The following is a 16,722-nucleotide window of genomic DNA, read 5'->3' as shown; positions in this document are numbered from 1 at the left end:
GTGGAGACCGCCGAGGGGCTGGCAGGGGACGGGCCTCCGACCTCCAGGCCGCCTTCGTGCGCGAGGGCGCGGTGCAATGCGGCTATTGCACCCCTGGCATGGTCATGGCCGCCGAGGGATTGTTGCGCCGCAACCCCGATCCGTCCGAGGCCGAGATCCGCCAGGCGATCGCCGGAAACATCTGCCGCTGCACCGGATATGTCGCCATCATCCGCGCCATCGCCGCGACCGCGGCCAGCCGGCGTGCCGCGCCATGCTGAGCTTTCTCGCCCCGCGCTCTCTCGCCGAACTTGCCGCCATGCTGACGCCGGACCGCCCCTCCTGGCTGATCGCGGGCGGCACCGACCGGCTGATCGCCCCCGCCAGCCTTCCGGACGAGGGCGTGATCCTCGACCTCTCGCGCCTCGCCGGGCTGGACCGGATCGAGACCGCCGGGGATCGGCTGATCCTCGGCGCGGGCGTCACCGTGGCCCGCCTCGCCTCGGACGAACGGATTGCCCGGCTCGCCCCGGTCCTGACCCGGGCGGCGCGGGTCTTCGGCTCGGCCCAGATCCGCAACCGCGCCACCATCGGCGGCAATGTCGCCAACAACTCTCCCGCCGCCGACCTGACGCCCGCCCTGCTGGCCGCCGATGCCCAGGTCCGGCTCTGGCGGGGCGGCGGCGAATGCGCACTGCCGCTGGAACGCCTCCTCTCGCGGACACTGGACCCCGGCGAGATCATCCTGGGCTTCGATCTGCCGGTCAGCGAGCAGGGCGGCTTCGTGAAGCTCGGCCAGCGCCGGGAACCCGCGATCTCGCGGCTGACGCTGGCGGCCGCCGGCCCGGCGGGCGCGCTGCGGCTTTACGCCGGGGCCGTCGGCCCGGTGCCGCGCCGCCTGACCGGGGCCGAGGCGCTGCTGAACGCGGGCGATCCCGGCTTTGCCGAGGCGCTGTCCGGTGAACTCGCCGCCGCCAATCCCGGCCGCGCCTCGACGCGCTACAAGGCGCTTGCCGCGCGGGGCCTTGCCGCCGACCTTCTCGCCCAACTCGCCGGGGCCGCGCCATGACGATGATCGGAACCCGCGAGCCGATGCTGGACGGCCTTGCCAAGGCCACGGGCCGGCTGCGCTATGCCGCCGATCTGCGGATCGAGGGGTTGGCCCATGCGCTCCTCCTGACCAGCCCGCATCCCCACGCCCGCATCCTGTCGCTGGACGCGACCGCGGCGCTGGCCGCGCCCGGCGTCCTTGGCGTCTTCTGGCACGGCAACATGCCCGCCCACCGCTACAACAGCTCGATCTGGTTCGAGGGGCAGGAGGCGGACGCCGACGAGCAGATGTTCCCCGCCACCGTCCGCCACATCGGCGATCGGGTGGCCGTGGTCGTGGCCGAAACCCTGCCCCAGGCCGAGGCGGCGCTGGACCTCCTGCAGGTATCCTACGACCCGATGGAGCCCTTCCTGACCCCCGAAGCCGCCGACCGCATGCGCGGCCCCCTGTTCGATGCCTCTGGCGCGCCCACCTTCCTGAACCCGGTGGCCGAGCGCGACTTCCGGCTTGGCGATGTCGCCGCCGGTTTCGCCGCTGCCGCCCATGTCACCGAAACCAGGGTCCGCACCCCCAAGACCCACCACTGCGCCATCGAGACCCATGTCGCCGTCGCCCTGCCCGAACCCGGCGTCCGCATCTGCGTCATGGCCCCGTGCCAGAGCGTCCATGCCGTGCAGGTGGTCGTCGCCCGCGCGCTTGGCCTGGCGGCGGCGGATGTGCATGTGATCAAGACGCCGATCGGCGGCTCTTTCGGCGGCAAGGCCGAGCCGGTGCTGGAACCGATCGCGGCCGAACTGGCGCGGCGGCTGGATCGGCCGGTCCGGCTGGCCTGCGACCGGCGCCAGACCTTCACCAGCACGCGGATGCGCAGCGCCACCACCACCCGCATCCGCAGCGCGCTGTCGGCCGAGGGCCGGATCCTGGCGCGGGACACCGAGACCCTGACCGACGTCGGCGCCTATGTCACCGGCGGCAATTACCTGCCCGGCTCGATGCTGCAACGCCATGTCCGGCTTTATGCCATCCCGGCCGAGACCTATACGGGCCGCGCGGTCTATACCAACACCCCGCCGACCGGGGCCTTCCGCGGCTACGGCTCGCCGCAGATCAACGCGGCCGGCGAGATCCACCTCGACATCGCCGCCCGCCGCGCCGGGCTGGATCCGGTTGCCCTGCGGCTCCTGAACGCCGTGGCCCCCAACGCGACCGAGCCCTATACCGGGCTCTGCGTCGGCAATGCCCGGCTGGCCGACTGCCTGCGCGAAGGTGCCGCCGCCTTCCGCTGGGCCGAACGCAGCGCCCGCCCGCGCGACAGCGGCCGCCTGCGCCGGGGGGTGGGCATGGCGGCGGCGGCACATGTCAACGGCTGCTTCCCCGGCTCGGACGAGCAGACGACGATGACCATGACGCTGGGCCGCGACGGCCGGATCACCATGGTCTCGGCGCTGCACGACCTCGGCTGCGGCTCGAACACCACGCTGGCGCAGATCGCCGCCGAGGTGCTGGGCCTCTCCCCCGCCGCCCTCTGCATCACCGAGGCGGATACCGATCTCTGCGGCTACGACCTCGGCACCCGCGCCAGCCGGATGACCTATGTCCAGGGCGAGGCGACGCGGCTCACCGCGCTGGCCCTCGCCGACCGGATCCGCGGCGCGGCGGGACGGCTGGCCAATGTCGCGCCCGAGGACCTCGTGCTGCGGGACGGCGGCGTCGCGAATCTCCGCAGCGGCGAAAGCGCCAGCCTCGCCAGCCTCGCCGCCGACCTGGCCCATGCCGGGCTGGACCTGCCCGCCGCCACCGTGACCCATGCCGCCACCGCCAACCCCAGCTCGCATGCCGCGCATTTCGCCGAGGTCGAGGTGGACAGCCTGACCGGCCTTGTCCGCGTCACCGACTATCTGGCCGCGCATGACATCGGCCGCGCCATCAACCCGATGCTGGTCGAGGGCCAGATCCACGGCGGCGTCCAGATCGGCATCGGCTACGCCCTGTTCGAGGACGTGGCGAACGATCCCCTGACCGGCCGCATGGGCGGACACAGCTTCGCGCGCTACATCATGGCCAACAGCCTGGAGATGCCCCCGATCACCGTCCGCCTGGTCGAGGCGGGCGAGCCGAGCGGCCCGTTCGGCGCCAAGGCGGTGGGCGAGATCGCGACCATCCCGGTCGCCGCCGCCGTGGTCAACGCCGTGAACGCCGCCCTCGGCACCGAATTGGCCGACCTGCCGCTCCTCCCCACCCGCATCCTGGACGCGCTGCATCCCGCCTGACCCTGCCGCGCGGGCCTGGGGTGGGTGAGTCACCCACCCTGCCGGCGTCAGAGGATCTCGCTCATCCGCACCACCCGGCCCTCGGCGACCGATTTCAGCGCCGCCTCCGCCAGCGCCAGCGCCAGCAGCCCGTCCTCGCCCGAGGGGCTGGCCTCGGCCTTGCCCGCCATCGCCTCGATGAAGGCGGCGATCTCGGCGGCATAGGCCTCGGTATAGCGCGTCATGAAGAAATCATGCAGCGGCGGCCGGGTATAGCCCGCCCCCGTCGCGACCTCGATGCTGACCGGCCGCTGGTTCTCGGCCGCGACCGCGCCCTTCGCGCCATGCACCTCGATCCGCTGGTCATAGCCATAGCTCGCCCGGCGCGAGTTCGAGATCACCGCCAGCTTGCCCGACCCCGTCCGCAGCATGACCTGCACCGAGTCGCTGTCCCCCGCCTTGCCGATCGCCGGATCGATCAGCACCGAGGCCATGGCCGAGACCTCGGCGATCTCCTCGCCCAAGAGGAACCGCGCCATGTCGAGGTCATGGATCGTCATGTCGCGGAAGATCCCGCCCGAGCGCGCAATGTAATCCACCGGCGGCGCGCCGGGGTCGCGGCTGGTGATCGTCACCATCTCGACCGGGCCGATGGTGCCCTTGTCGATCTCGGCCCGGACCGCGCGGAAATGCGGGTCGAACCGGCGGTTGAAGCCGACCATCAGCGTCCCCTTGCGCGCCCGTACCACCTCCAGGCACTGCTTCACCCGGACGAGCGACAGGTCGATGGGCTTTTCGCAGAACACCGCCTTGCCGGCTTCCACGAACTGCTCGATCAGATCGGCATGGGTGTCGGTCGGCGTGCAGATCACCACCGCGTCGATATCCGCCGCCGCTGCAATCGCGTCGATGCTGCGCATCTCGCAGCCATACTGGTCGGCAATCGCCTGCGCCGCCGCGGGCATCGCATCCGAAACCGCCACCAGCCTGGCGGCCGGGTTGCCGGTCACCGCCTTCGCATGAACCTTACCGATGCGCCCCGCACCCAGAAGCCCGAACCTGATCGTCATCATTCTCCTTACTCCGGGCAGGCCCCGGCGACATCCTGATCGAAATCCATCAGCGCCCCGGTCATCACGCCGGATGCGTCGGGCAATTGTAACTCGCCAGCCCCGCAACATGCGAGGGTCCTGCGACAGGCTCGAGGGCGGCAGCATGGGCCTCGGCGCCGGCCTGACGGGCCTCGGCTTCCTCCCCTGGCGCAATGCGCGGACGGTGATGGCGGCGGGCCGGCTTTCTCCAGCCTCCGACGCAAAAGGCCGCCCCGGGGGCGGCCTTCTTGTTCACTCCGCCGCTTCCTTGGGCGGCGTCCCGCCGTCGGGCTTCGGATCGCCCTTCGGCTTGCGCGGCCCGCGCGGGCGGCGCGCCGGGCGCTCATCCTTCCCGGCCTCGGGCGCTTCGGCAGCGGGCGCCTCGGCCGCGGGCGGTTCCGCCGCCTCGACCGGCGCCGCCGGAGTCTCGATCCGGGGCCGGGGCGAGGATTCCGGCGTCTCGACCAGACCGCTCTCCTCGGTCGAGTCGACCTCGATCACATCCACCGCGGTCGGCTGCTCGGTCTCGCGCTCCTCGCGGAAATCGCGCTGGTAATCGCGCCGCTCGCCCCCCCGGTCCTGCCGCCGCTCGCCGCGGTCCTGCCGCTCGCCGCGCTCCTGCCGCTCGGGCCGGTCGCCGCGCTCGGGCCGGTCCTGACGCTCGGGCCGGTCCTGGCCATCGCCGCGCGGCTGGCCATTCTGCCCGCCGTTCTGCTGGTACTGCTGCTGGCGCGCCTCCTGCTCGGCCGCCATCTCCTTCATCGCCTCGGCCAGCATCCGCGTGTAATGCTCGGCGTGCTGCAGGAAGTTCTCGGCCGCCACGCGGTCGTTCGACAGCTGCGCATCGCGCGCAAGCATCTGGTACTTCTCGATGATCTGCTGCGGCGTGCCGCGCACCTTGCCCTCGGGACCCGAGGAATCGAAGACACGGTTGACGATATTGCCGAGGGTGCGCGGGCGGTTCTGGTTGGAACGCGAGCGTTTCTTGGAAGAGCGCATCTTGTCCTTATGATGGCTTTGGCCTGCGACCGCCGCCCCTCATGGGCAGCAAATCCGGGTCAGCAGGGTTTGGGCAGTGCACCGGGGCAGGTGAAAACCCGCGTCCGACAGGGGTCACTAATCACAGGCTTTCGGATGTGACAAGAAATTTCTGCGGCTTTCCGCGTGAATCGGCGGCAATCAGGCACAGCCGCAACGGTCGGCCGCACCCGGTTTCACCGCCGCCACCACCCGGTCGCGCCCGTCCATGTCCGGCAGGATGCGCACCTCCCCAAGCCCCGCCTGCCGGAACAACCCGGCCACCGCCGGCCCCTGCGTCGGCCCGGTCTCGACCAGGATCCGCCCCCCCGGCATCAGCCGCGCCCCCGCCCCCCGCGCGATGGCACGATAGGCGTCCAGCCCGTCGCCGCCGGGCGTCAGCGCCAGATGCGGCTCCCAGTCGCGGACCTCGGGCGCAAGGCCGGGCATCTCCGCCGCCGCGATATAGGGCGGGTTCGAGACGATCAGGTCGAAGGCCCCCCCGACCTTCGCGAACCAGTCCGATTCCAGGAACCTCGCCCGGTCCTCCAGCCCCAGGTCCCGCGCATTGCCCGCCGCCACCGTCAGCGCGGCGGGCGAGAGATCCACGCCGACCCCGCGCGCCATCGGCATGCCCTTGAGGCAGGACAGAAGGATGCAGCCGGTTCCCGTCCCCAGGTCCAGCACCTTCAGGAACGGCCGCGCCAGGGCCTCGGCGACCAGCGCCTCGGTCTCGGGGCGCGGGTCGAGCGTGTCGCGGGTGACGCGGAACGGCAGGCCCCAGAACAGCCGCTTGCCGGTGATCTGCGCCACCGGCCGGCGCGCCTCCCGCGCGGCCAGCGCCGCCTCGTAGATCACCGCCTGCGGCTCCGTCATCTCGTCGGGAAGGTGCAGGGTCAGCCGGTCCGGCGCGATTCCCAGCGCATGGGCCAGAAGCACCCGCGCATCCCGCGCCGCGCCCTCGACCCCGGCCGAGTGCAGCCGGGGCACGGCCAGACGCAGCGCCTCGGCGGCCGTCACCCCTCCATCTCCGCCAGCCGGCCGGCCTGGTCATGCGCGACCAGCGCGTCGATCACCTCGGTCAGGTCGCCCGCCATGATCTGCGGCAGGGCGTAAAGCGTCAGGTTGATCCGGTGGTCGGTCATCCTTCCTTGCGGGAAGTTGTAGGTGCGGATCCGCTCGCTGCGATCCCCCGACCCCACCTGCGATTTCCGGTCCGCCGCGCGTTCGGAATGCAGCCGTTCCCGCTCCGCCTCGTACAGCCGCGAGCGCAGCACCTGCATCGCGATCTCGCGGTTGCGGTGCTGCGACTTCTCCGACGACGTGACCACGATGCCGCTGGGCAGGTGCGTGATCCGGACCGCCGAGTCGGTGGTGTTCACATGCTGCCCGCCCGCACCGCTGGAGCGCATCGTGTCGATCCGGATGTCGCTGGCGGGGATGTCGATATCGACCTCCTCCGCCTCGGGCAGCACCGCCACCGTCGCGGCCGAGGTATGGATGCGCCCCTGCGCCTCGGTCTCGGGCACCCGCTGCACCCTATGCACGCCCGATTCATATTTCAGCCGGGCAAAGACCCCCTCGCCCGAGATCAGCGCCACCAGTTCCTTCAGCCCGCCCAGGTCCGAGGCCTGCTCCTCCAGCACCTCCCAGCGCCAGCCCATCCTTTCCGCGTGCCGCTGGTACATCCGCGCCAGGTCGCCCGCGAACAGCGCCGCCTCGTCGCCCCCCGTCCCCGGCCTGATCTCGATGATCGCCGGCCGCGCATCCGCCGCGTCCTTGGGCAGCAGCGCCAGCCGCAGCGCCTGCTCCATCTCCGGGATGCGGGCCTTGAGCCGGGGCAGTTCCTCCTCGGCCAGCGCCTTCATCTCGGGGTCGGAGAGCATCGCCTCGGCCTCGGCCAGATCGTCCAGCGACTGGCGATAGGCGTGGATTTCCTCCACCACCGGCTTGAGATCGGTATATTCGCGGCTGATCCGCGCGATTTCTCCGGGCGCGGCGCCGGCGTTCAGCTGCGCCTCGAGATACTCGAAGCGTTCGGCGATCTGGGCGAGTTTGTCCAAGGGAACCATGGGGTGCGGGTTTGGCGCGAATGGCCCGGCCGGTCAAGGGGCGGCGGGCCCCAGAGGCCTCACCCCCGGACCCCCGCAGGACATTCTCGCCCGCATGAAAGGCTAGAGCCGGGAAAGCCAATCCTTCAGCCGCGCCGCATTCACCCCCATGTCGCCCCGCCCGAAGCGCAGTCGCGCCCGCAGGTAAAGCCCGTCCGCCCGCGCCTCGGCGGTGGTATAGTCCGGAAAACCCCAGAGCGCCGAGCGGGTGACCCAGGTGATCCGCCCTTCGGCGACGGACCCTGCCAGCCGGAGGGTGCGCGGGGTGGCCAGAGCCACGGCATCAAGCCGTGCCAGCAGCGCGCGGGGCTCGCCCCGTCCGGGCGGCAGGCGCAGGCTCGCCCAGCCCTCGCCCGCCGTGACCTCGCCCCAGGGGCCTGCGGCCTCCGGCGCCACATGCCAGCGCGCGGGGTCCGAGGGCGCAAGGCGCACATAGGCGCCGACCCCCGCGACGGCAGCCAGAACCAGCCCGGCCGCCAGCCGCCAGCGCATCACCGCTGCGTCCGCGCCCAGTGATAGAGGCAGATCAGCTCATAGGCGACATGCGCCCCGGCGATCGCCGTGGCCCCGGTGGTGTCATAGGGCGGCGAGACCTCGACCACATCGCCGCCGACCATGTTGATCCCGGCAAGATCGCGCAGACAGGCCGCCGCCTGCCAGGAATGCAACCCGCCCCAGACCGGCGTCCCCGTCCCCGGCGCGGCCGAGGGGTCGAGGCAGTCGATGTCGAAGGTCACATAGGTCGCCCCGTCGCCGACGATATCCTTCGCCTTCGCCACCGCCGCCGCCACGCCCTTCTCATGCACCTCGCGCGCGTCGATGACATGGACGCCCAGATAATCCTCGGTCGTGGTGCGGATGCCGATCTGGACCGAGCGTTTCGGGTCCACGAGGCCAGTCTTCACCGCCTTGTACAGCATGGTGCCATGGTCGATCCGCGTCAGGTCGTCATCCGGCCAGAGGTCGGAATGCGCGTCGAAATGGATCACGCCCAGCGGCCCGAACTTTTCGGCATAGGCCTTCAGGATCGGATAGGTGATGTAATGGTCGCCCCCCAGCACCACCGTCCCCGCCCCGGCGGCCAGGATCGTGCGGATATGGGCCGTCAGCGTCTCGGGGAAATCCGCGACCTTCGCGTAATCGAAGGCCAGGTCGCCGTAGTCGATGACCGTCATCTCCTCCAGCGGATTGGTCGGCCAGCCATAGGGCGGGTCATAGGGTTGCAGCGTCGAGGCCTCGCGGATCGCCCGCGGGCCAAAGCGGGTGCCCGCGCGATGCGTCACCGCCTGGTCGAAGGGCACGCCGGTGATCGCCAGATCGACCCCGGTCAGGTCCTTGGTATAGCTCCGCCGCAGGAAGCTCGTCGCGCCGCCGAAGGCATTCTCATAGGAAAGGCCCCGGCGGTCGCTCCGGGTGAACGCAGTATCGACCTGCGTCTTCGCGTCTTCTAGTGCCATGGAAATCTCGGCTCTGTCGGCGCAGTCGTTCATCGGAGACGCGCGGATCCGGGCGGGCAGGAAACCCCTGCCCCGCCCGCTTGTCAAGCCGGGGGCGATTTCCTTGAAGAAATCGCGCCGGAACTTTCGCCACTCCGGCGCCTCACCCGATGCGGTGTCCCTCGCGCACCAGCTCGTCGGTCACCTGCCGGATCGCGCGCTCCAGCGTCTCGGCGACGAAATCCACCTCGGCCTCGGTGATGGTCAGCGCCGGGGACATCACGTTCAGATGGCCCAGCGGCCGCACCATCATCCCCATCGCCTCGGCCGCGTCCGAGATGCGCTTGGATTCGTTCACCCCGTCCGGCAAGGGCGCCTTGGTCGCCTTGTCGGCCACGTTCTCGACGCAGACCATCAGCCGCCGCCCGCGCACCTGCCCGACCAGCGGCAGCGCCTCCAGCGCCTGCAGCCGCTCCAGGAAATAATCCCCGACCCGCGCCGCGTTTTCCAGCAAGCCCTCGCGCTCGATGATCTCAAGGTTCTTCAGCCCCACCGCACAGGACACCGGATGCCCCGAATAAGTGAAACCGCTGGTGAACCACCGCTCGCCATTCGCCGCCATCGCCTGCCAGATCCGGTCGCTGAAGATCACCGCCCCCAGCGGCACATAGCCCGAGGTCAGCCCCTTGGCGCAGGTGATCATGTCCGGCACCACGCCGAACTCGGCCTCCGAGGCAAACCAGTGCCCCAGCCGCCCGAAGGCCGTTACCACCTCGTCGGCGATGAACAGGATGTCGTGGCGCCGGCAGACCTCCCACATCCGGCGCAGATAGCCCTGGGGCGGCACGATCACCCCGCCGCTCGCCTGAATCGGCTCGGCGATGAAGCCGCCGATCCGGTCGGCCCCGACCCGCAGGATCAGCGCCTCGAACTCGGCCACCAGCGCGTCGCAGAACTGCGCCTCGCTCATCCCCTCGGGCCGCCGATAGGGGTTCGGCGCGCTCAGGTGGTGGATTCCGGTTTCCTTGTAGCGGAACTCGGCCACCCGGTCGCCCGGCCGCTTGCCCACCGACTGCGACAGGTAGGTCGAACCGTGATAGCTGTGGTCCCGCGCCACGATGCCGGTCTTCTCCGGCCGGCCCATGCAGGTCTGCCAGTACCAGACCATCCGCACCGCCGTATCCACCGCGGTCGAGCCGCCTGTGGTGAAATGCACCCGGTTCAGGTCGCCCGGCGCCAGCTCCGCCAGCCGTGCCGCCAGCCGGGCCGAGGGGTCATTCGTCACGTCGACGAAGGTGTTCGAGAATGCCAGCCGTTCGGCCTGCTCGGCCATGGCCACCGCCATCTCGCGCCGGCCGAGGCCCACGTTCGTGCACCACATGCCCCCCACGGCATCGAAATAGCGCCGCCCCTCGGCATCCCAGAGATAACAGCCCTCGCCCCGGCTGATGACCAGCGACCCCTCCCGCTCGAAGGGGCCGAAATTCGTCCAGGGATGCAGAAGATGCCGGCGGTCCATCTCCCAAAGATCATGCGGGCCGGGCCGTGCCAGGGCCATCGGGGCGGTCATGTCGGATCTCCTTTTCAGGCAATGATGCAGTTGAGGAACAACACCAGCCTAGCAGTTTGATCAAATCCGGGCCAGCGCCGCGTCGTTCCAAAGGTTGGGGTCGGAGCCGACCGGGCGTCCAAAGGTTGAACCGCCCCATTCGGCGGCCCGAATCGCCCCCGGCGCAAGCATCCTCGCGGGATATGCCGTCGGTTTCGCCATCGGCTCAGGAACCATGCGGGCCGAGGCGCCCGCGCCGGTCTAGAAGATCCGCTGCTTCGCCTTCGCCACGCTGAACCCGTGCCCCTCGCGGTTGGTGCAGGTCATCCCCGTCTTCGCCGAGACGCAGGAGATCCCGCCCAGCGACACCGCCTCGCCATAGGGCAGCACCGGATTGCCGGGGTCCTGCACCGTGTCGCCGACGCAAAGGAGTTCCCCCTTGCCGGCAGCGCCGACGCCGAAAGCCATCCCCCAGTCCTGCTCGCACCCCGCCGGGCGCTTCGTATAGCTCGGCACATAGGAGCGCAAATCGCACTGCGCCTCGGTCCTGCCGTCGAAACGGTAGATCGCGCAATGGATGTTGCCGGTGGGGGACTGGAAACCGATGTAATCGTCGGCCAGCGCCGGGCCGACCAGAAGCAGGGGAAGCAGGGCAAGGACTTTCACGGGCGGCACCTTTCATGGCAAGGACGGAACCCAAGCCACTCCAGAGAGGCGCAAGATGCCCCCGACCGTCAAGGCCGCCCTTGCCTATGTCCTGCCGGTCTTTGCCGTGGCTTTCGTCCTCGGGGCGCTGCGCGTGAGCCTCGTCGCCCCGCAACTCGGCCCGCTTCCGGCCGTCGCGCTGGAACTTCCGCTGGTCCTCGCCCTATCCTGGGCCGTCGCGGGCCGGGTCCTGGCCCGCTGGCCCGACACCCGCCGCGCGGGCCTCGGCCTCATCGCCTTCACGCTCCTGATGCTCCTGGAACTCGCCACCGCGCTCGTCTTCGGCCAGACCCCCGGCCAGTTCCTCGCCGCCATGGCCACCCCGCCCGGCATGCTAGGCCTTGCGGGGCAGGTCGGCTTCGGGCTGATCCCGCTGGTCCGTCAGCCCAGGGGCTGAGCCTTCTCGACCAGCCGCGCGAAGAAGCTTGCCCCGACCGGCGACACCTCGTCGTTGAAGTCATAGGCCGCGTGGTGCAGCCCCGCCCCCGGCCCGGTGCCCAGGAACAGATAGGCCCCCGGCCGCGCCTCCAGCATGTAGGAGAAATCCTCCGACCCCATCTCGCGGTTGGCCCGGGCGTCCACGGCCTCCGGCCCCACCACCTCGCGCGCGACCCCGGCGGCGAAATCGGTCTCGTCCTCGTGGTTGATCGTCGCCGGATAGCCCCAGTCATAGTCGATCCGGGCGCTGACGCCATAGGCCGCCGCATGGCCCTCGACGATCTCGTAGAAGCGTTTCTTCAACAGCGCCCGCACGTCCGGCTTGAAGCAGCGGATCGTGGCGCAGAACATCGCCTCCTCGGGGATGATGTTGCTGGCAGTCCCGGTGTGGATCTGCGTGACCGAGATCACCGCCTCGTCCAGCGCATAGACGTTGCGCGGGATGATCGTCTGGATCGCCTGCACCATGCCCACCACCGCGACCACCGGGTCCACCGTCTCATGCGGCGTGGCGCCATGCCCGCCCCGGCCGGTGATATAGACGAAGGCCGTGTCCACGCTGGCCATCAGCGGGCCGGGAGTGGTGGTGAAATGCCCGAAGGGCACGTTCGGCGCGTTGTGGATGCCATAGACCTGGCCGATGCCGAAACGGTCCATCACGCCCTCCTGCACCATGACCTGCCCGCCGCCGCCATCCTCCTCGGCCGGCTGGAACAGCAGCGCCACCGTCCCTGCGAAATTCCGCGTCTCGGCCAGGTATTTCGCCGCGCCCAAAAGCATCGTCACATGCCCGTCATGGCCGCAGGCATGCATCCGCCCCTTCACCGTCGAGGCATGCGGGGCCCCGGTCAGTTCCTCGATCGGCAATGCGTCCATATCGGCGCGCAGGCCGATCACCGGCCCCTCGGCCCGCCCCCGGATCAGGGCCACGATCCCGGTCTGCGCGATCCCCTCGTGGATCTCGTCCACCCCGATCTCGCGCAGCCGCGCGACGATGAAGGCCGCCGTCTCCCGGCAGTCGAAGGCCAGTTCGGGATGCATGTGCAGATGCCGCCGCCAGCCCTTCATGTCCTCGGCGTAAGAGGCGATACGGTTCAGAACGGGCATGGTCGGGTCCTTGCGGCAATGTGGGTCGGCCTTTGATCAAATCGTAAAACAGGGCCGACCGCAATGCACATGACTGCGCGTCGAACGGCAAGCTCTTGCCCCCAAGCCCATCGCTCAATCCAGAGAAGACGGCGGCGATACCTGATCACCCCCCGGTTTCACTCCCGCATTTCCGGGCCTCCCGAGGCCCCGACCGGAACTTTCGCGACCCTCATCGCGCTTGCTCCGCATCTCTGGCGCGGGGGCTACCATTGCCCCCGCGCCCATCCTAGGGTGCCCCCGCAACCACGCGAGGCCCCATGCCCCTTCCCTCCGACCTTCCTCCCGCCGGCATCGACCGCCTGCTCGCGATCATGGCCGCCCTGCGCGACCCGCGGACCGGCTGCCCCTGGGACATCGAGCAGGACTTCGCCTCCATCGCCCCCTATACGCTGGAAGAAGCGCATGAGGTCGCCGACGCGATCGAGCGGCAAGCCTGGCACGAGCTGAAGGGCGAGCTTGGCGATCTCCTCTTCCAGACCGTCTACCATTCGCAAATGGCCGCCGAGGCCGGGCATTTCGCCTTCCCCGATGTCGTCGCCGCGATCTGCGACAAGATGATCGCCCGCCATCCGCATGTCTTCGGCGCCGACTCGCGCGACAAGACCGCCGAGCAGCAGACAAGGGACTGGGAGGCGCAGAAGGCGCGCGAACGCGGCGCCATGCGCACCCTCGACGGCATCGCGGCCTCGCTTCCCGCCCTGACCCGTGCGCTCAAGCTCCAGAACCGCGCCGCCCGCGTCGGTTTCGACTGGCCCTCCACCGATCAGGTGCTGGACAAGCTGGTCGAGGAAGCGCGCGAGGTCACCGAGGCCCGCGACAGCCTCTCCCATGCCGAACTGACCGGGGAGATCGGCGATCTCCTCTTCGTCATGGCCAACCTCGCCCGCCATCTGAAGGTCGACCCCGAGGCCGCCCTGCGCGCCGCCAACGCGAAATTCACCCGCCGCTTCGCCCGGATCGAGGATTGGCTCGCCGAAGCCGGCAAGGCCCCGGCCGACAGCGACCTGGACGAAATGGACGCGCTCTGGAACCGCGCCAAGGCCGAGGAAAAAGCGCCGTAGGTCGGGCTTCAGCCCGACTCATCCCCTCAACTCGCCACCTTCAACAGCACGATCCCCGACAGGATCAGCCCCGCAGCCACCATCCGCAACGCCGTCGCGGGCTCTCCCAGCACCAGAAGCCCGACCATGAACGACCCCAGCGCCCCGATCCCGGTCCAGATCGCATAGGCCGTTCCCAGCGGCAGCACCCGCATCGCATGGGCCAGAAGCACGAAGCTCAACAGCATCGTGACCGCCATGACCGCCGTCGGCCAGGGCCGCGTGAACCCCTCCGAGGCCTTCATCGCATAGGCCCAGACGATCTCGAAAATTCCGGCAAGCAGCAACGTGACCCAGGCCATCCCGGCACCCCTTTCGCTCCAAAGGCGCCGGGCCGTCCCGGTCTCATGCCCTTCGACAAGGGGGAGGACGTTGCCTCGCCCGGTCCATATGTCCGCTCCTGCGGCCGCGATCAAGCCGCAAGGGGCGATTTCCGGCAACGGGTTGCCCTTCGGCAACCGCCGCCGTCAGTCTCCCCTTGACCAGAGTAAAAGAGTCGGATTTAACCCCCGGCGGAAACCCGACTAAAGGAGTCAGCCAATGCTGCGCCTCTCGACCCTCGCCCTTCTCGCCTGCTCCGTCCCGGCCCTCGCGCAAGAGATCAACGTCTACTCCCACCGCCAGCCCGAGCTGATCCAGCCCCTCGTCGACGCCTTCACCGCCGAGACCGGGATCGCCGTCAACGTGGCCTTCGTCGACAAGGGCATGGCCGAGCGCCTGGTGGCCGAGGGCGACCGCTCCCCCGCCGATCTGGTGCTGACCGTGGACATCGCCCGCCTCCTCCAGATCGCCGAGGCCGGCGTGCTGCAACCCGTCCAGTCCGACGTGCTCGAGGCCAACATCCCCGAGACCCTGCGCGACCCGAACGACCTGTGGTTCGGCCTCACCTCCCGCGCCCGCATCGTCTATGCCGCCAAGGACCGCGTGCAGCCCGGCGAAGTCACCACCTACGAGGACCTGGCCTCGGACAAGTGGAAGGGCCGGATCTGCTCTCGCTCGGGCCTGTCGGACTACAACATCGCCCTCCTCGGCGCCGTGATCGTCCATCATGGCGAGGAAGAAGCGACGAAATGGGCCGAGGGCCTCAAGGCCAACCTCGCCCGCAAGCCCGAGGGCGGCGACCGCGACCAGGTCAAGGCCATCGCGGCCGGCGAATGCGACATCGCCATCGGCAACACCTATTACATCGGCCAGATGCTCGCCGACCCCGAACAGGCCCCCGCGGCCGAGGCCGTCACCATCGTCTTCCCGACCTTCGAGAACGGCGGCACGCATCTGAACATCTCGGGCGTCGCGATGACCAAATCCGCGCCGAACAAGGAAAACGCGCTGAAGTTCATGGAATGGCTCACCTCGGACGAGGCGCAGAAGATCTACGCCGAGACGAACTACGAATTCCCGGTCAAGCCCGGCGTCGAGCGTTCCGAACTCGTGAAAGGCTGGGGCGACTTCACCCCCGACAGCACGCCGCTCTCCGACATCGCCGCCGCCCGCCCGGCCGCGGTGAAGATCATGGAGACGGTGAACTTCGACGGCTGATCCCGGCCCCGGGGTGCGCGTCCCCTCGCGCACCCCTCTGGACAAATAGCCCCGGCCCGCGTCACCTTCCGCCCGAAGGAGACGCCCATGCCCCGCAAGATCATCATCGACACCGACCCCGGCCAGGACGACGCCGTCGCCATCCTCCTCGCCCTGGCCTCGCCCGAGCTGGAGGTCCTGGCGCTGACCGCCGTCGCGGGCAACGTGCCGCTCCCCCTCACCCAGAAGAACGCGCGGGTCATCGTCGAGCTTGCCCGCCGCGACACCCCGGTCTACGCCGGCTGCGACGCCCCCCTCACCCGCAAGCTCGTCACCGCCGAGCATGTCCATGGCAAGACCGGCCTCGATGGCATCCCCCTGCCCGACCCCACCCATCCCCTGCAGCCCGAACACGCCGTCGACTACCTGATCGACACGCTGCGCGACCACCCTTCCGGCAGCATCACCCTCTGCCCCCTCGGCCCGCTCACCAACATCGCCACCGCCTTCCAGCGCGCCCCCGACATCGTCCCGAAAGTCGCCGAGATCGTCCTGATGGGCGGCGGCTGTTTCGAGGGCGGCAACATCACCCCGGCGGCCGAGTTCAACATCTACGTCGACCCGGAAGCCGCTGACATCGTGTTCAAATCCGGCGTGCCGCTGGTGGTGATGCCGCTCGACGTCACCCACAAGGCCCTGACCTCCCGCGCCTGGGTCGAGGGGATGCGCGCCCTCGGCACCCCCGTCGGCCGGGCCGTCGCCAGCTGGACCGATTTCTTCGAACGCTTCGACACCGCGAAATACGGCAGCGAAGGCGCCCCCCTGCACGACCCCTGCGTGATCGCCTACCTGCTGGAGCCCGCCCTCTTCACCGGCCGCCACATCAACGTGGAGATCGAGACGTCAAGCGAGTTGACCCTCGGCATGACCGTCGCCGACTGGTGGCGGGTGACTTCGAGGGAGCCGAATGCGCTGTTCATGGGGGGAGTGGACCGGGAGGGGTTCTACCGGCTCTTGACGGAGCGGTTGGGGAGGCTGTGAGGGGTTGTCCTTTCTTTTCAGCTACGGCAAGGTTCCCACAGATGATGAACAAGGAAACCAAGTGGCAACTGTCGGAGTGTAAGATTTGCCTCCAGTATCTGAGCAAGTCCCAACGTCCTTTTCTGATCTGTTGAACATAATAGAAGCGTTTCAGGATGGACGTAGGGTCAGGACTCGTTCTCGGATCATAGCCAGAACATGACGGTTGCGGCGAGTGCGACGGCGGAGAGGAAGACTTTTGGGCATCTATCGTAGCGGGTCGCGACCCTGCGCCAGTCCTTCAGACGT

17 protein-coding genes and 1 pseudogene are annotated in these 16,722 nt (G+C 69.5%); 7 read left to right on the top strand and 11 right to left on the bottom strand.

The features are described 5' to 3' along the window. Nucleotides 1-56: 56 nt before the first annotated feature. From ACE3UA_RS15645 to ACE3UA_RS15635, 3 genes are read left to right on the top strand one after another with little or no spacing between them, the layout of a single operon-like run. A complete protein-coding gene (locus ACE3UA_RS15645; protein WP_374646750.1) occupies nucleotides 57-260 on the top strand; it encodes a (2Fe-2S)-binding protein in 204 nt (67 codons plus the stop codon). After that, nucleotides 254-1,048: a xanthine dehydrogenase family protein subunit M gene (locus ACE3UA_RS15640; RefSeq protein ID WP_374646748.1), complete on the top strand. Its 795-nt coding sequence runs from the start codon at nucleotides 254-256 to the stop codon at nucleotides 1,046-1,048. Before ACE3UA_RS15645 ends, ACE3UA_RS15640 begins: the two co-directional genes overlap by 7 nt. After that, on the top strand, nucleotides 1,045-3,300 hold the full coding sequence (locus ACE3UA_RS15635; RefSeq protein ID WP_374646746.1) for a xanthine dehydrogenase family protein molybdopterin-binding subunit: 2,256 nt from the start codon (nucleotides 1,045-1,047) through the stop codon (nucleotides 3,298-3,300). Before ACE3UA_RS15640 ends, ACE3UA_RS15635 begins: the two co-directional genes overlap by 4 nt. A 47-nt stretch (nucleotides 3,301-3,347) precedes the next feature. On the opposite strand, the gene iolG is transcribed toward ACE3UA_RS15635, so the two are convergent. From iolG to ACE3UA_RS15595, 8 genes are all read right to left on the bottom strand, one after another. Then, nucleotides 3,348-4,349 carry an inositol 2-dehydrogenase gene (gene iolG / locus ACE3UA_RS15630; RefSeq protein ID WP_374646744.1) on the bottom strand — a complete coding sequence of 334 codons (1,002 nt, stop codon included), beginning with the start codon at nucleotides 4,347-4,349 and terminating at the stop codon, nucleotides 3,348-3,350. A gap of 273 nt (nucleotides 4,350-4,622) precedes the next feature. Then, nucleotides 4,623-5,369 carry a DUF4167 domain-containing protein gene (locus tag ACE3UA_RS15625; protein ID WP_374646742.1) on the bottom strand — a complete coding sequence of 249 codons (747 nt, stop codon included), beginning with the start codon at nucleotides 5,367-5,369 and terminating at the stop codon, nucleotides 4,623-4,625. A 180-nt stretch (nucleotides 5,370-5,549) separates the two neighbouring features. Then, entirely contained in the window at nucleotides 5,550-6,407 is an 858-nt protein-coding gene (prmC, locus tag ACE3UA_RS15620; RefSeq protein WP_374646740.1) for a peptide chain release factor N(5)-glutamine methyltransferase, read from the bottom strand. Continuing rightward, nucleotides 6,404-7,459 carry a peptide chain release factor 1 gene (prfA, locus tag ACE3UA_RS15615; RefSeq protein WP_374646738.1) on the bottom strand — a complete coding sequence of 352 codons (1,056 nt, stop codon included), beginning with the start codon at nucleotides 7,457-7,459 and terminating at the stop codon, nucleotides 6,404-6,406. Before prfA ends, prmC begins: the two co-directional genes overlap by 4 nt. Nucleotides 7,460-7,561: 102 nt before the next feature. After that, nucleotides 7,562-7,990, bottom strand: a complete 429-nt coding sequence (locus tag ACE3UA_RS15610) for a DUF1499 domain-containing protein (RefSeq protein ID WP_374646736.1) — start codon at nucleotides 7,988-7,990, stop codon at nucleotides 7,562-7,564. After that, on the bottom strand, nucleotides 7,990-8,955 hold the full coding sequence (gene speB / locus ACE3UA_RS15605) for an agmatinase (RefSeq protein WP_374646734.1): 966 nt from the start codon (nucleotides 8,953-8,955) through the stop codon (nucleotides 7,990-7,992). Before speB ends, ACE3UA_RS15610 begins: the two co-directional genes overlap by 1 nt. A gap of 142 nt (nucleotides 8,956-9,097) precedes the next feature. After that, nucleotides 9,098-10,504 carry an aminotransferase gene (locus tag ACE3UA_RS15600; protein WP_374646732.1) on the bottom strand — a complete coding sequence of 469 codons (1,407 nt, stop codon included), beginning with the start codon at nucleotides 10,502-10,504 and terminating at the stop codon, nucleotides 9,098-9,100. A 240-nt stretch (nucleotides 10,505-10,744) separates the two neighbouring features. Then, entirely contained in the window at nucleotides 10,745-11,149 is a 405-nt protein-coding gene (locus ACE3UA_RS15595) for a DUF6636 domain-containing protein (protein ID WP_374646730.1), read from the bottom strand. 55 nt (nucleotides 11,150-11,204) lie between these two features. Here ACE3UA_RS15595 and ACE3UA_RS15590 point away from each other — a divergent pair, with 55 nt between their 5' ends. Continuing rightward, nucleotides 11,205-11,585 carry a hypothetical protein gene (locus ACE3UA_RS15590; RefSeq protein WP_374646728.1) on the top strand — a complete coding sequence of 127 codons (381 nt, stop codon included), beginning with the start codon at nucleotides 11,205-11,207 and terminating at the stop codon, nucleotides 11,583-11,585. On the opposite strand, the gene ACE3UA_RS15585 is transcribed toward ACE3UA_RS15590, so the two are convergent. Continuing rightward, the gene (locus ACE3UA_RS15585) at nucleotides 11,570-12,733 is read right to left on the bottom strand and encodes a M20 aminoacylase family protein (RefSeq protein WP_374646726.1); all 1,164 of its coding nucleotides are present in this window, start codon (nucleotides 12,731-12,733) and stop codon (nucleotides 11,570-11,572) included. The genes ACE3UA_RS15590 and ACE3UA_RS15585 overlap by 16 nt on opposite strands. Nucleotides 12,734-13,032: 299 nt before the next feature. On the opposite strand from ACE3UA_RS15585, the gene mazG reads away from it, so the two are divergent. Continuing rightward, nucleotides 13,033-13,836: a nucleoside triphosphate pyrophosphohydrolase gene (gene mazG, locus ACE3UA_RS15580; RefSeq protein ID WP_374646724.1), complete on the top strand. Its 804-nt coding sequence runs from the start codon at nucleotides 13,033-13,035 to the stop codon at nucleotides 13,834-13,836. A gap of 26 nt (nucleotides 13,837-13,862) precedes the next feature. Here the strand turns inward: mazG and ACE3UA_RS15575 are convergent, their stop codons facing one another. Continuing rightward, nucleotides 13,863-14,177 carry a multidrug efflux SMR transporter gene (locus ACE3UA_RS15575; RefSeq protein WP_374646722.1) on the bottom strand — a complete coding sequence of 105 codons (315 nt, stop codon included), beginning with the start codon at nucleotides 14,175-14,177 and terminating at the stop codon, nucleotides 13,863-13,865. A 238-nt stretch (nucleotides 14,178-14,415) separates the two neighbouring features. Here ACE3UA_RS15575 and ACE3UA_RS15570 point away from each other — a divergent pair, with 238 nt between their 5' ends. Continuing rightward, nucleotides 14,416-15,414 (top strand): Fe(3+) ABC transporter substrate-binding protein, encoded by a 999-nt coding sequence (locus ACE3UA_RS15570; protein ID WP_374646720.1) that lies wholly within the window; start codon nucleotides 14,416-14,418, stop codon nucleotides 15,412-15,414. Between the two features lie 87 nt (nucleotides 15,415-15,501). Further along, entirely contained in the window at nucleotides 15,502-16,434 is a 933-nt protein-coding gene (locus tag ACE3UA_RS15565; protein WP_374646718.1) for a nucleoside hydrolase, read from the top strand. Nucleotides 16,435-16,619: 185 nt separating this feature from the next. Here the strand turns inward: ACE3UA_RS15565 and ACE3UA_RS15560 are convergent. Continuing rightward, a pseudogene (locus tag ACE3UA_RS15560) lies at nucleotides 16,620-16,722 on the bottom strand (IS5/IS1182 family transposase); the annotation flags it as partial.

This window comes from Tabrizicola sp. (genome assembly GCF_041919135.1).
Classification (GTDB): Bacteria; Pseudomonadota; Alphaproteobacteria; order Rhodobacterales; family Rhodobacteraceae; genus Tabrizicola.
This window is presented reverse-complemented; position numbering and strand designations above follow the sequence as displayed.

Bases quoted from the DNA above. Each gene is read 5' to 3' on its own strand.
- ACE3UA_RS15640 (WP_374646748.1), top strand. From the start codon at position 254: ATGCTGAGCTTTCTCGCCCCGCGCTCTCTCGCCGAACTTGCCGCCATG.
- ACE3UA_RS15635 (WP_374646746.1), top strand. From the start codon at position 1,045: ATGACGATGATCGGAACCCGCGAGCCGATGCTGGACGGCCTTGCCAAG.
- iolG (WP_374646744.1), bottom strand. From the start codon at position 4,349: ATGACGATCAGGTTCGGGCTTCTGGGTGCGGGGCGCATCGGTAAGGTT.
- ACE3UA_RS15625 (WP_374646742.1), bottom strand. From the start codon at position 5,369: ATGCGCTCTTCCAAGAAACGCTCGCGTTCCAACCAGAACCGCCCGCGC.
- prfA (WP_374646738.1), bottom strand. From the start codon at position 7,459: ATGGTTCCCTTGGACAAACTCGCCCAGATCGCCGAACGCTTCGAGTAT.
- ACE3UA_RS15610 (WP_374646736.1), bottom strand. From the start codon at position 7,990: ATGCGCTGGCGGCTGGCGGCCGGGCTGGTTCTGGCTGCCGTCGCGGGG.
- speB (WP_374646734.1), bottom strand. From the start codon at position 8,955: ATGGCACTAGAAGACGCGAAGACGCAGGTCGATACTGCGTTCACCCGG.
- ACE3UA_RS15600 (WP_374646732.1), bottom strand. From the start codon at position 10,504: ATGACCGCCCCGATGGCCCTGGCACGGCCCGGCCCGCATGATCTTTGG.
- ACE3UA_RS15590 (WP_374646728.1), top strand. From the start codon at position 11,205: ATGCCCCCGACCGTCAAGGCCGCCCTTGCCTATGTCCTGCCGGTCTTT.
- ACE3UA_RS15585 (WP_374646726.1), bottom strand. From the start codon at position 12,733: ATGCCCGTTCTGAACCGTATCGCCTCTTACGCCGAGGACATGAAGGGC.
- mazG (WP_374646724.1), top strand. From the start codon at position 13,033: ATGCCCCTTCCCTCCGACCTTCCTCCCGCCGGCATCGACCGCCTGCTC.
- ACE3UA_RS15575 (WP_374646722.1), bottom strand. From the start codon at position 14,177: ATGGCCTGGGTCACGTTGCTGCTTGCCGGAATTTTCGAGATCGTCTGG.
- ACE3UA_RS15570 (WP_374646720.1), top strand. From the start codon at position 14,416: ATGCTGCGCCTCTCGACCCTCGCCCTTCTCGCCTGCTCCGTCCCGGCC.
- ACE3UA_RS15565 (WP_374646718.1), top strand. From the start codon at position 15,502: ATGCCCCGCAAGATCATCATCGACACCGACCCCGGCCAGGACGACGCC.